Genomic DNA, 13259 nt, shown 5'->3' on the forward strand with positions numbered 1-13259 from the left:
CATGCTGTAATGCAAACGCTTTCGTATAAGGCGCCGCTGGCGGAATATTTTTAACGCTAACCAGTTTCTAACAATCTGGAAGTGATTATCTAACGGAAATTGTCACAGAGAACCTGATAAGCGTCGCTGGTTGAAGGCCGGTTTAGTGATTTCTGGCAATTTTCGGCAACCTGACAGCTGTTGAAAAAGCGCTGCTCCTGCTTTTTTAGCCCGATTTCCTGAAGCAATAGTCGCGCACGCTATCCCACAGCAGGTTAAACGCCAGCGCGTAGGCGAGAAAGAACAGCACCAGCCCGCACTCCAGCCTGAGCGCGTCAGACAGCGTAATCGCCAGCCACCAGGCGGCAAAGGGAATAAGCACCAGCAGCAGACCCGCCTCAAACGCCAGCGCATGAAGGCAGCGCGCCACCAGCCCCTTTCGGAAGCCGAGTCGCGCCTGCAAAGCGTCAAACAGCCAGTTAAACAGGTAATTCCACCCCATCGCGACCGCTGAAGAGACCAGCGTTAATACGCCGGACTGCGCAGGCGCAGCGGCGGTGAACCGCATCAAAATAATAAATACCAGAATGTTGGCGACCACCTCAAATATAACGGCGTGCATTGCGCGCTCCAGGCGAGAGCGATGTAGGGGCGGAATCTGACTCATGATATTTCTCGTGGGTGACAGCAGCTGCGACGGCGTCGCGAAAAACAACCGCGCTGGATTAGCGCCAGGTGGCCAGATAGTGTAAAGCAAAATAGTTAAATGAAACCTCTATCCTGGTCAGAAAGTTACAGGCAGGTGTAACCTTTGATTTTGATCAAATATCTCTTTAGCAGGCTGCAACACGTTGATAAAAAATTTAGCTGCTCAGGTTTAAATTTAACGGCATCGCAGCGTTATTTTCTTCAGCCACGGGGGCATTCAATGAAAAGCCATCAGTTCGGTTATGGCCAAAAAGAGATATGGTGGTTAGTGCTATTGCTATGCACCGGGTTTTGGGGATGCGTCAGTGTATTAGCGTTTTCATTAACGTATTAAATTAAGTGAATAGCTACAGGCATCCGATATTAAACGCACGTTAATGCTTTTTAACGCTGACGCTTTGCCTGTGCGTGGCCCGGCCGCAGCGGTAATGTCCGCTGCGGCGAGGCAGTCCCGTTAACCGGGATAGATGCCGCGATCCTGACGCGCCATCAGAATACGCTCACAGGCGACAATATAGGCGGCGGTGCGCAGCGAGCAGGCCTTCTCGCTGGCCTTATCCCAGACGCTGCTCATCGCCTCCGTCATGATGCGATCCATGCGCAGATTGATCTCCTCTTCGCTCCAGAAGAAGCTCGCCATATCCTGCACCCATTCGAAATAGCTTACCGTTACGCCGCCGGCGTTACAGACCACATCCGGCACCACAATCACGCCTCTTTCCGCCAGCCTGTCGTCCGCTTCCGGATAGGTCGGGCCGTTTGCGCCCTCCAGCACCAGGCGACAGCGTAGTTTTTGCGCGCGTTCCAGCGTGATTTGCCCCTCCAGCGCCGCAGGAATAAGAATATCCATCGGCACCTCCCAGAACGCCTCGCTGTCGATTTCCTGTGCCCCGGCAAAACCCGCGATTTTACGATGACGGGTTTGCCAGTCGCCGAGCGCCGCCAGATCGATTCCCGCTTCATTGTAGAGCGTCGCGCTGTGATCCTGGATTGCCACCACGCGCGCGCCCGCTTCGGCAAACAGACGAGCGGCTTCGCTGCCGACGTTGCCGAAGCCCTGCACGGCGACGCGGCTGCCCTCAATGCCGATCCCCGCGCGCTGCGCCACTTCCCGGCCGGTGATAAAGACGCCGCGGCCCGTCGCTTTCTCACGTCCCAGCGAGCCGCCAAGATGCACCGGCTTGCCGGTCACGACGCCGGTCACGGTGGTGCCCTGATTCATCGAATAGGTATCCATGATCCAGGCCATGACTTTGCCGTTGGTGCCAACGTCCGGCGCGGGGATATCTTTCTGCGGCCCGATGATAATGCCGATCTCGCTGGTGTAGCGGCGCGTCAGACGCTCCAGCTCGCCTTCCGACAGCGAGAAAGGATCAACCCGGATCCCGCCCTTGGCGCCGCCATAGGGCAGATTGACCGCGGCGCATTTAATGGTCATCCATGCGGAAAGCGCCATTACCTCATTGAGGTCGACGTCGGGATGGTAGCGAATACCGCCTTTGCCCGGTCCGCGCGACAGGTTGTGCTGCACCCGATAGCCTTCAAAATGACGAATGGTGCCGTCATCCATCTGCAGCGGAATATCGACAATTAATGCGCGTTTGGGATGGCGTAACGTATCTGTCCAGCGCGCCAGTTCGCCTAAATAGGGCGCCACGCGATCGATTTGTCGCAAATAAGTGGTCCAGGCGGAGGCGCTGCTTTCTGACGCGTAAGATAACTTTTCCATAAAAAACCTTATCGACAGTGAGTCGTTTAATGTGTAGGGACAATAAGGTAAATCCCGGTTGGATTAACGGCAGTAAAGCTAACATTAATTTCCGTCGTGTCTATTTTTCGCCAGCCTGAAAAAAACAAAACGACGCATCAGGGCGATACGCATATGAATAATTAATCAACTTTTCACCGCCTCTTGTAGTGCATTTTTATGCATTTAATATGCAGTCAAAGTGCATAAAGCAGATTTTTATCAATTTTTTCAGATCTTTGAAAGGGGTCAAAAAGTGAATAGAATGAATCCGTGATGTGTTGACTTTGTTACAGGGGGCGGCCAGTATCACTCTCACTTAAACGGAAGAGACAGGTTTATTTAATCTACATTCACGCAAAATCGGCATGACTATCTATTTCATGGCCAACATCGATCGCGACGCATTAATTAATCGCGCGGATTAACTTCGCCGATAAATACGACGATCTGTTGCGCCGATATTCCCTTTTTCATTTCAGGAGAAATGACAATGTCTGCACGTCCTCATCGTGACGATTTCGATAAATATATGGTGCCCTGTTTTTCACCTGCGCCGTTTATTCCGGTAAAAGCCAGCGGTTCGCAGGTCTGGGATCAGCAGGGCAAAACCTATATCGATCTGGCTGGCGGCATTGCGGTTAACGCGCTGGGGCATGCCAACCCCCACCTGGCCGAAGCGCTGAAGGCGCAGATCGACCGACTGTGGCATATCGGCAACGGCTACACCAACGAACCGGTGCTGCAGCTGGCGAAAACCCTGGTGGAGTCTACTTTTGCCGACAAGGTCTTCTTCTGCAACTCCGGCGCGGAAGCCAACGAGGCGGCGCTGAAGCTGGCGCGCAAAGTCGCCGCCGATCGCCACGGCAAAGGCAAAAGCGAAATCATCGCCTTTCAAAACGCTTTCCACGGCCGCACGCTGTTTACCGTGACGGTCGGCGGCCAGCCAAAATACTCGGCGGACTATGCGCCGCTGCCCGGCGATATCACCCATTTGCCCTATAACGATTTACAGGCGGTCAGCGACCATATCTCTGAACGCACCTGCGCCGTGATCGTCGAGCCGATTATCGGCGAGGGCGGCGTCCGTCCAGCCGATCCCGCTTTCCTGCAGGGACTGCGTCAGCTCTGCGACCGCTATCACGCCACGCTGATCTTTGACGAGGTGCAGACCGGCGCCGGGCGCACCGGTTCGCTTTACGCCTATCAGCACTACGGCGTTGAGCCAGATATTTTAACCAGCGCCAAAGGGCTGGGCGGCGGCTTCCCCATCGGCGCGATGCTGACGCGCGACGCCTGGGCGCAGGCGTTTCAACCCGGCACGCACGGCACCACCTTCGGCGGTAATCCGCTGGCCGCCACCGTCGCCAGCAGCGTGCTGGCGCAGCTCGACAGCGCGCTGCTGGAAGGGGTGAAAGCGCGTCACAGCTGGATCGTGGCGCGGTTAGCCGCGCTGACCACGCAGTATGGGGTGTTCAGCGATATCCGCGGCGCAGGCCTGCTGATCGGTGCCGAGCTGGCGGCGCCCTACCGTGGCAAAGCCAAAACCCTGACCAACCTGGCGGCGGAAGAGGGCGTGATCGCCTTGATCGCCGGGCCGGACGTGCTGCGCTTCGCGCCGGCGCTCAACATTTCCTACAGCGACCTGGAGACGGCGTTTGCGCGGCTTGAGCGCGCCATCGTCCGTTTCGTTGGCTAACAGAGGAGAACGCCTGTGCTGTTTCGTCCGGTACAAGAATCCGATCTGCCCGACATCCTGCGGCTCGCGGCGCGCGCCGGCGTGGGAATGACCTCGCTGCCCCATGACGAGGCGCGCCTGCGCGCGCGTATCCGCACCAGTATCGACACCTTTGCGGGACGGCTGCCGCGTGCGCAACAGGGTTTTCTCTTTGTGCTGGAGGATCCGCTAAAGGCGCGCGTGGTCGGCATCAGCGCGATTGAAGTGGCGGTCGGGCTGAATGAACCCTTCTATAACTTCCGTATTCAGCGCAGCGTGCGCGCTTCCCGCGAGATCGGCGTCTATAAGAATCAGGAGCTGCTGCACCTCAGCTATGACCACACCGGCCACAGCGAACTCTGTACCCTGTTTCTCGACCCGGACTATCAGGTCAACCGTAACGGTCTGCTGCTGTCGAAAGCGCGGCTGCTGTTTATCGCCGCGCACCGCCAGCTCTTCTCCTCCCATCTCTTTGCCGAGATGCGTGGCGTGGTGGATGAGCAGGGCACCTCGCCGTTCTGGGACGCGCTGGGGCACCACTTTTTTGAGATCCCTTTTTCCGAAGCCGATCGCCTGACCGGCACCGGCATGAAAACCTTTATCGCCGAACTGATGCCCTCATGGCCGATCTATATCTCGCTGCTGCCCGCCGCGGCGCAGCGCGCAATCGGCGAAGTGCATCCGCGCACCGCGCCCGCCAGAGCGATCCTGGAAAAAGAGGGTTTTAGCTGGCGCGGCTCTGTGGATATTTTCGACGCTGGCCCGGTGCTGGAGGCGGAAACCGACGCCATTCGCGCCATTCGTGACAGCCGCATCGTTACGGCCGGACGCGCCGGCGAAGCGCTGGCTGAATGCCGCGCGCCCTGCATCGTCGCCCGCGACGATTTCGAACATTTCCGCGCGGTGCTGGTGCAGCCCGCCGCCGACGGCCGTTCCCTGTTGCTTAACGACGCCCAGCGCCGCGCGCTGCAGGTCGGCGAGGCTGACAGGCTGCGTCTGGTTTCCCTTAATCCTGAAGAGAATGCGTTATGAGCCATGCAGCACACTTTATCGCCGGCGCGTGGCGCCAGGGCAACGGCCCGCGCCTGACCAAATATTCCCCTGACGACCAGCAGATCCTCTGGCAGGCGCAAAGCGCCGACGACAATGACGTCAGGCTGGCGTGCGACGCGGCGCGCGAGGCGTTTCCCCGCTGGGCGCGTCTGTCGGCAGAGGCGCGTATGGCGATCGTCACGCGCTTCGCCGCCTGCCTGACAGAGGCAAAAGAGCAGCTGGCCGCGCTGATCTCGCAGGAGACCAGCAAGCCGCTGTGGGAAACCCGCACCGAAGTTCAGGCGATGATCGGCAAAGCGGCGATCTCGCAGCAGGCCTGGGCGCAGCGCACCGGCTTCAGCGAAGTGGCGATGCCCGATGGCAAAGCGCAGCTGCGCCACAAGCCGCACGGTGTGATGGCGGTGTTCGGCCCCTATAACTTTCCCGGACATCTGCCGAACGGACATATTATTCCCGCCCTGATCGCGGGCAATACGCTGGTATTCAAACCGAGCGAGCTAACGCCCGCCACGGCGGAGCTGACCCTGCGCCTCTGGCAGCAGGCTGGCTTGCCGGATGGCGTGCTGAATCTGGTGCAGGGCGGGAAGGAGACAGGCAAAGCGCTGCTGGAAAATACGCAGATCGACGGCGTGCTGTTTACCGGCAGCGCGGCGGCGGGCTTTCACTTCCACCGCTACCTTGCCGGTCAGCCGGAGAAGATGCTGGCGCTGGAGATGGGCGGCAACAACGCGCTGATTGTCGACGGCTATAGCGACCTCGACGCCGCCGTGCAGCTGGTTATCCAGTCCGCTTTTATCTCGGCTGGCCAGCGCTGCACCTGCGCTCGTCGCCTGCTGGTGAAACGCGGCGCGCAGGGCGACGCGCTGCTGGCGCGGCTGGTGGAAGCGAGCGCGCAGATCCGCGTCGGCCAGTGGAATGCTGAGCCGCCGCCCTTTATGGGCGGTGTGATTTCGCTGCAGGCGGCGCAGGCGATGCTGGAGGCGCAGCAGAGGCTGCTGGCGCTGGGAGGAAAAAGTCTGCTGGAGATGCGCCAGCCCGAGGCGCAGGCGACCCGTCTGACGCCCGGCATTATCGATATTTCCGGCATTGAGGTGCCGGACGAAGAGTACTTCGGCCCGCTGCTGAGCGTGATGCGCTATAGCGACTTCGACGAGGCGATCCGGCTGGCGAACAAGACGCGCTACGGCCTGGCGGTCGGGCTGGTCTCGCCGGACGCCACGCTGTTTGAACAGCTGACCGAGGCGGCGCGCGCCGGGATCGTCAACTGGAACCGCCCGCTGACCGGCGCCTCCAGCAGCGCGCCTTTTGGCGGCGTCGGCGCCTCCGGCAATCACCGTCCCTCCGCCTGGTATGCCGCTGACTACTGCGCCTGGCCGATGGCCTCGCTCACCAGCGACGTGCTGACGCTGCCCGCCACGCCGGCTCCGGGCCTTCCTTTCTGATACTGAGGTTTCTATGTCTGGCTATGAAGCAAACTTTGACGGGCTGGTCGGCCCGACGCATCACTATGCAGGGCTGTCGGTGGGAAACGAGGCCTCGCTGCACAACCGCGACGGTTTGTCGAACCCGCGCAAGGCGGCGCTGCAGGGATTAGCGAAAATGAAAGCGCTGGCGGATCGCGGATTTGTGCAGGGGATTTTGCCGCCGCAGCCGCGCCCCAACATTGACGCGCTGCGCGCGCTCGGCTTTAGCGGCAGCGACACCCAGGTGCTGGCGCGCGCGGCGGCGACGTCGCCGCATCTGCTCTCCGCGCTCAGCTCCGCCTCGTCGATGTGGACGGCGAACGCGGCGACGGTATCGCCTTCGGCGGACAGCGCCGATGGCCGGGTGCATTTCACCGTGGCGAATCTCAACAACAAGCTGCACCGCTCGCTTGAAGCGCCGGTGACCTCGGCGATCCTGCGTGCCACCTTCAACAACGACGCTCACTTCAGCCATCACCACGCACTGCCGCAGCAGGGCGATTTCGGCGATGAGGGTGCGGCTAACCACAACCGTTTTTGCGGCGACTACGATCGACAGGGTATTCAGCTGTTCGTCTATGGCCGTCGCGCCTTCGGCGGCGGCGTCGCGCCGCAGCGCTATCCGGCGCGTCAGACGCGAGAGGCGAGCGAAGCGGTGGCGCGCCTGCATCAGCTTCATCCCGACTACACCCTGTTCGCTCAGCAGAACCCCGCCGCCATCGACAGCGGCGTGTTTCACAACGATGTGATCGCGGTCAGCAACCGCCATGTGCTGTTTCACCATCAGAGCGCGTTTGTCGATCAGGATCGTCTACTGGCGCAGCTGCGCGAAAAAAGCGCCGCGCTGGGCCTGCCGTTTGAGAGTGTTGAAGTGCCGCAGGATCGGGTCTCGCTGCAGGATGCCGTCGCCTCCTATCTGTTCAACAGCCAGCTGCTGAGTAAGCCAGACGGAAAAATGATGATTGTGGTGCCGGAGGAGTGCCGCCAGCGCGAAAACGTCTGGCGCTATCTGAACGAGATGACGACGCGGCCTGGCTCGCCCATCGACGAGATCCAGCTGTTCGACCTGCGCGAAAGCATGCGCAACGGCGGCGGGCCCGCCTGCCTGCGGCTGCGCGTGGTGCTGAACGAGGCGGAGCGCGCCGCCGTCAACAGCGGCAGCCTGATGAACGACGCGCGCTATCAGCAGCTGACGCGCTGGGTGGAAAAGCACTATCGTGACCGGCTGCACAGCCGCGATCTGGCCGATCCGCAGCTGCTGCGTGAGGTTCGCCAGGCGCTGGACGAGCTGACGCAGATCCTGACGCTGGGGAGCATCTATGACTTTCAGCGCTGAGAAGAGCGAGGCGATTATCGAGGCGCTGCTGAGCTGCCGGCTGCGCGACGCGCGCTTTCCTGCCGCGCTTGAGGCGAGCTGGCTGGAGGAGGGAGTGCTACAGCTGCTGCCTGCGCATCCCACGGGGGCGGTGGTGATCTCCGCCGGCATCCACGGCAATGAAACCGCGCCGGTGGAGATGCTGGCCGCGCTGCTGGCGTCGCTGATGGCGGGCGAACAGCCGCTCAGCCAGGCGCTGCTGCTGGTGTTTGGCAATCCGCCCGCGCTGCGCGCCGGGAAGCGCTATCTGCACAGCGATATGAACCGGCTGTTTGGCGGCCGGCATCGCCATGCCGTGCCGGGCAACGAGAGCCGTCGCGCGGCGCGGCTGGAGCAGGCGACCGCCGCCTTTTTTCAGCGAGTGGAAGCGGAAGGCGACCTGCCGCGCGTGCACCTGGATATGCATACGGCGATCCGCGGCTCGCGCTTTCCGCAGTTCGCCCTGATCCCTTTCCATCAGCACCGCTACGGCGCAGCGTTTTACACGCTGCTGGCGGCCTGCGAGCTGGACGCGGTGGTGCAGCATACCGCGCCGGGCGGTACCTTCAGTCACTACCTGAGCGACGCCTTCGGTGCGCAGAGCTGCACGCTTGAGCTGGGCAAAGCGCGGCCGTTCGGGCAAAACCCGCTTAGCTGCTTCGCCGCCGTCGACAGCGCGATCCGCGCGCTGCTGGCGGGCAGCGCGCTGCCCGCCAGAAAACAGCCGCCGATGCGTTTCTTTACCGTGGCGCAGAGCATCATTAAAACCAGCAGCAGCTTCAGGCTCAATCTCGATCCCTCGGTAGAGAATTTCACCCAGCTTCCGGCGGGCTTTGAGATCGCCTGCGAGCACGACAAAAGCTGGCGCGTAGACGACGTCGCACCCTGGATCCTGTTTCCCAACGCCAGCGTTGCGCCGGGTTTACGCGCCGGTCTGCTGCTGAAACCGGACCTTTCGCCTCAACACTGAAGGAATTGCCATGACCGTTAAAGAACCGCATGCGCCGTCAGCAACCTCTTCATCCTCACAGCTGGAGCGGGGGCTGAGCGAGCGCCATATCCAGATGATCGCGCTGGGCGGCGCGATCGGCACCGGGTTGTTTATGGGCGCCGGAAAGAATATCGCCGTGGCGGGCACCTCTATCCTGATCATCTATGCGCTGGTCGGGTTTTTTATGTATATGGTGATGCGCGCCATGGGCGAGGTGCTGTTATCGAAACTCGACTACCGCTCCTTCGCCGATTTCGTGGCGGATTATCTGGGGCCGAAAGCGAGCTTTTACCTGGGCTGGTCCTACTGGCTGAGCTGGGTCGTCACCTGCATCGCCGACGTGGTGGTGTGCGGTGGCTATATGCAGTACTGGTTTCCTGAGATGTCCGCCTGGATACCGGCGCTGATCACCCTCGGCATTCTCTGCATGTTCAATCTGCTGTCGGTCAAAATGTTCGGCGAGGCGGAGTTCTGGTTCGCGCTGATCAAGGTGATCACCATTGTCGCACTGATTTTTACCGGGATCTGGATGGTCGCCACCGGCTGGACCTCGCCGGACGGGGTGCAGGCTTCGCTGCATCACCTCACCGACTCGGCGGTGTTTTTACCCCATGGGGTGACGGGGTTTCTGGCTGGTTTTCAGATTGCCATATTCTCCTACACCGGTATCGAGCTGCTCGGCACCATGACCGCCGAAACCCGCGACCCGGAGAAAATCTTGCCAAAGGCGATCAACGCCATTCCGCTGCGCATTATCATCTTCTATATGCTCTCGATGATCGTGATTATCGCCGTGACCTCCTGGGCGGCGATTTCGCCAGACGTCAGCCCGTTTGTCACGCTGTTTGACAAGGCCGGGCTGCCCGCCGCCGCCGCGATCATTAACTTTGTGGCGCTGACCTCCGCCATGTCTTCCGCCAACAGCGGCGTCTACTCCAGCACCCGCATGCTCTACGGCCTGTCGGTAGAGAAGCACGCTCACTGGCAGTTTCGCATTCTGTCGCGCACCACGCGCATTCCGGTGCGCAGCCTGCTCTTCTCCTGCTTCTGCATGCTGAGCGGCACGCTGCTGCTCTTCCTGGTGCCAAACGTGATGACGCTGTTTACCATCGTCTCAACGCTGGCAGCGATCCTGGTGATCTACAGCTGGGGCATGATCCTGGTGGCCTATCTGGCTTACCGCAAACAGCGTCCCGAACTGCATGCGCAATCTCGCTTTAAAATGCCGGCGGGTATCGTGATGAGCTGGCTTAGCCTGCTGTTTTTCGCCTTTTCGGTGGTTATTATGGTGTTCGACCCCGATACGCTGGCCGCGCTGTGCGCCATGCCGTTCTGGTTCGGACTGTTGTGGGTGGTCTGGAGAATAAAGGCGCGCAAGGCAGAGACGCTCAGCGCGATACGCAGTTCCTGAGCCGTTAAAAAAGAAAACGCTCCTTGCAAGGAGCGTTGCTAATCAATTAGCAAAAATTAACCATGTTTGTGAGAATAAAGGTTGGGTGCCTTTATAAACGTATTACATCACGGTTCGCTTAAATGAATTATCAACCCATATCTGACAGGTGGGCCTGTTTTTTTTGCAGGTAAAAGCGAAATAAAAAAAGCGCCCAGCGTATGGGCGCTAATAAAGGAAGGTTACTCAAGGTATGGTTTATTCGTCGTGGCGCGCAGAAACCACATCGTCCTTTTTACGCTTTTCATTCTAAACCTTATTTAAACCGATCTGTTTTTGCCGCAATAACAGGCGGAAAAAGTAAAATAACTCTCCGCCGACGTTATAACAATGTTAACAGCAGACGTAGCCTGCATCGGGGCGGACACAGCGAAGGGAAATAGCCACTAAAAGCGAAACGGGGAGTCCGTTATGCCTCGCTGACGATCGCGCAAGCCAGCTGCACCCGCAGAGAAAATTGATATAGATCAACCGATTCCGGCCGCCTGCGGCAGCGGCTGCCGCAATGGCCGATGTTGAGCCGCTATTTAGGCTTAATGGCGCATACTATCCCCAGGTTAAAGCATGTTTTGCTAAATGCACAATGGATGAAAACTGTCATTTTGAGGGAGCTATTTTTGGTTAAGCTGGAAACAATGCAAATGCGATTCTCTCACAAGCTGACGGGCCTGCTTCTGTTTTTGATCCTCTATTGTTCAGCGGGCTATCTGGTCTGGCTGATACTTATCAAATGGCACTCTTTGTTGCGCTTTATTTTCCACTAACGACTCTAATCGTTAATACTCCTAGCGATAATCGTGACTACAGGTTTCAAATATCACTCTGTAAACCAGCTGTGCCAGATGCGAAAACCAGTTGCCGTAGCCATCGGGCGTTTTCCTGATCAGGCACTCTGCCGTGTCCAGCATAACGCGCGCGTGAATTTTATAAATAATAAAAAGTGAAAAAAAGAGCCCAGCCAAACCCCATGCGAACATAAAGAGGCTGACTTTTCTCGAAAAATAATACATTTACTGACGATCTCAATGGTAACCGGCGGAAACGCTGACGCTTATATTACCATTTCGATGAGATGAATTTATGACGCTTAGCAGGCTGCGAAGGAATAATCGGGTCTATTATGCGAACCGGATTAGGAAAAATATTACTTTAACCATTTTTTTTAACCTTTCGCGCACGGCAGGCACCACCCACCGCGGCGTGACGCGCGCGGAGGGGGCCTTTTTGCGTGGCTATTCGTTCGCCAGCACGCGCTGGCGCACATCCTCGGGATAGCCCTGATCAAAGGAGGCGTGGCGATGGCGCGCGGCCTGCAAGGCGTCGAAGACGACTTTCGCGCCTTTGCCGGCAACGTACTCCGCTTCGTCGTAACACTGCGGCAGGCGGATCACGCGCTGATCCTCGAATACCGCCCGGCGATCGACCGGATGCACGCGCGTGGAGAGCGCCCAGACCACTTCACGCAGGTTAGTGGGATCGAAGTCATCATCAACGACATACACCTTCGGAATAAACACCATCGCATCGGTTTTAAACAGTATCTCGCCGATACGCTGCGCCAGCTGTTCGCTGCTGACGCCTGGCAGCTGCTCGCGCCAGGTTTGCGGCATGACCACCAGCAGCCAGTGCACCGTAGAGTCTTCTGGGATCCAGGCGGTTTTGACCGGCAGATCGGCCTGGCGTAGATGGGTCAGCGCGTCGGCCGCCAGGCCGATAGCCCACAGCGTATGCGACTCATCCGTCGGCCGTCCGGTCACCGACATCGGCCAGATGGGAGCCTGACGATGGGTAATAACCTCAACGTGAAAGGTGGGCTGAAGCGAGGAGCCTTCGCCGAGGTAGCCGCCATATTCGCCGTAAGGCCCTTCCGGGCAGTCGCGTTTGATCGAGACATGGCCTTCGATCACAATCTCAGCGGTCGCCGGCACGTCCAGATCGACGCTTACCGCTTTTACCACCGGCACCGGCTCGCCCGCCAGGGTGCCGATATAGTCCGCTTCATCGGCGTGCGCCGGGATCGGAATGCCGGAGACGCAGGAGATAGCCGGCGCCGGGCCCTGCACCAGCGCATAGGGCATTGGTTCGCCGCGCGCCACCCACTGCGTCCAGATCTGGCCGATATGCTGGCTCGGCACAATCAAGCCGACCATCCGCTTGCCGTCCACTTTCATTACGCGCGCGATAGACCAGTTCACCCATTCACCGTCGGGCGTTTTCACAATCAGCGTTCCCCAGGTGTTGGCATAGCGGCCGCCATCCTGGTCATGGGCGAACGGGATGGGAAAGCGGTCTAGCGTCGCCGCGTCGCCGCGTAAAATATGCTGATGACAGGGCGCCGCGTCGGAGGCGACGCGGACCGGCGGGATCCCGGGCTTCAGGCGGGCGGCATAGAGCGCCTCGATGATTTCCGGCCCGGTGGATGCCGGCGGCAGCCCGAGCGACATGGCGACGCGCGCATAGGGCATATCGCGACGTGAAGAGAGCGCGGCCGGCGCGCCGAACAGCCGAAATCCCGCGGCGACGCCTGCAATCCGGTGGAACAGCGGCGCGGGTGACTGCTTTTCATAACTGCGGCGCGTTATCGCACTCGGCTCGAAATCGCCGTCGACCTGGCGCTCGACATGCAGAATGTCGCCCATGGCGTCGAGGGCATCGATATAGCTTCTTAAATCGCCGAAATAGTGCATCAGATTTTCCTTTAAACCGGGACAGAGGGGACGAGACGAAAACTCCTGTACACTGTGGAACGTCTACCTTTGCCAACAGGCGCGCCGCCAGCAGAGGTCTCATTACCGAA

The 13259-nt window shown here is 59.4% G+C and carries 9 protein-coding genes; 6 read left to right on the forward strand and 3 right to left on the reverse strand.

Features of this window, described 5'->3' with window-relative positions; all coding sequences use genetic code 11:
- Positions 1-205: 205 nt before the first annotated feature.
- Positions 206-646, reverse strand: a complete 441-nt coding sequence (locus B2J69_RS11540; RefSeq protein ID WP_081139670.1) for a PACE efflux transporter — start codon at positions 644-646, stop codon at positions 206-208.
- A gap of 495 nt (positions 647-1141) precedes the next feature.
- Positions 1142-2416: a Glu/Leu/Phe/Val family dehydrogenase gene (locus B2J69_RS11545; protein ID WP_081139436.1), complete on the reverse strand. Its 1275-nt coding sequence runs from the start codon at positions 2414-2416 to the stop codon at positions 1142-1144.
- Positions 2417-2927: 511 nt separating this feature from the next.
- Between B2J69_RS11545 and B2J69_RS11550 the strand changes: the two genes are divergently transcribed.
- The 6 genes from B2J69_RS11550 to B2J69_RS11575 are packed head-to-tail and all read left to right on the forward strand — an operon-like array spanning position 2928 to position 10423.
- The gene (locus B2J69_RS11550) at positions 2928-4133 is read left to right on the forward strand and encodes a bifunctional succinylornithine transaminase/acetylornithine transaminase (protein WP_081139437.1); all 1206 of its coding nucleotides are present in this window, start codon (positions 2928-2930) and stop codon (positions 4131-4133) included.
- Between the two features lie 15 nt (positions 4134-4148).
- Complete coding sequence (gene astA / locus B2J69_RS11555; RefSeq protein ID WP_081139438.1) at positions 4149-5183, forward strand: arginine N-succinyltransferase; 1035 nt, start codon at positions 4149-4151, stop codon at positions 5181-5183.
- Positions 5180-6646 carry a succinylglutamate-semialdehyde dehydrogenase gene (gene astD, locus B2J69_RS11560; protein WP_081139439.1) on the forward strand — a complete coding sequence of 489 codons (1467 nt, stop codon included), beginning with the start codon at positions 5180-5182 and terminating at the stop codon, positions 6644-6646. The genes astA and astD overlap by 4 nt, the downstream gene beginning before the upstream one ends.
- Before the next feature lie 13 nt (positions 6647-6659).
- Complete coding sequence (gene astB / locus B2J69_RS11565) at positions 6660-8003, forward strand: N-succinylarginine dihydrolase (protein ID WP_081139440.1); 1344 nt, start codon at positions 6660-6662, stop codon at positions 8001-8003.
- The gene (astE, locus tag B2J69_RS11570) at positions 7987-8991 is read left to right on the forward strand and encodes a succinylglutamate desuccinylase (protein ID WP_081139441.1); all 1005 of its coding nucleotides are present in this window, start codon (positions 7987-7989) and stop codon (positions 8989-8991) included. The genes astB and astE overlap by 17 nt, the downstream gene beginning before the upstream one ends.
- Positions 8992-9001: 10 nt before the next feature.
- A complete protein-coding gene (locus B2J69_RS11575) occupies positions 9002-10423 on the forward strand; it encodes an amino acid permease (RefSeq protein WP_081139442.1) in 1422 nt (473 codons plus the stop codon).
- A gap of 1271 nt (positions 10424-11694) precedes the next feature.
- Here the strand turns inward: B2J69_RS11575 and B2J69_RS11585 are convergent.
- Positions 11695-13149: a UbiD family decarboxylase gene (locus B2J69_RS11585; RefSeq protein ID WP_081139444.1), complete on the reverse strand. Its 1455-nt coding sequence runs from the start codon at positions 13147-13149 to the stop codon at positions 11695-11697.
- Between the last annotated feature and the right edge of the window lie 110 nt (positions 13150-13259).

Origin of the sequence: Pantoea latae (assembly GCF_002077695.1) — a bacterium.
GTDB classification, from domain to species: domain Bacteria; phylum Pseudomonadota; class Gammaproteobacteria; order Enterobacterales; family Enterobacteriaceae; genus Pantoea; species Pantoea latae.

Coding starts and splice junctions, on each gene's coding strand:
- B2J69_RS11540 (WP_081139670.1), bottom strand. CDS start 646: ATGAGTCAGATTCCGCCCCTACATCGCTCTCGCCTGGAGCGCGCAATG.
- B2J69_RS11545 (WP_081139436.1), bottom strand. CDS start 2,416: ATGGAAAAGTTATCTTACGCGTCAGAAAGCAGCGCCTCCGCCTGGACC.
- B2J69_RS11550 (WP_081139437.1), top strand. CDS start 2,928: ATGTCTGCACGTCCTCATCGTGACGATTTCGATAAATATATGGTGCCC.
- astD (WP_081139439.1), top strand. CDS start 5,180: ATGAGCCATGCAGCACACTTTATCGCCGGCGCGTGGCGCCAGGGCAAC.
- astB (WP_081139440.1), top strand. CDS start 6,660: ATGTCTGGCTATGAAGCAAACTTTGACGGGCTGGTCGGCCCGACGCAT.
- astE (WP_081139441.1), top strand. CDS start 7,987: ATGACTTTCAGCGCTGAGAAGAGCGAGGCGATTATCGAGGCGCTGCTG.
- B2J69_RS11575 (WP_081139442.1), top strand. CDS start 9,002: ATGACCGTTAAAGAACCGCATGCGCCGTCAGCAACCTCTTCATCCTCA.
- B2J69_RS11585 (WP_081139444.1), bottom strand. CDS start 13,149: ATGCACTATTTCGGCGATTTAAGAAGCTATATCGATGCCCTCGACGCC.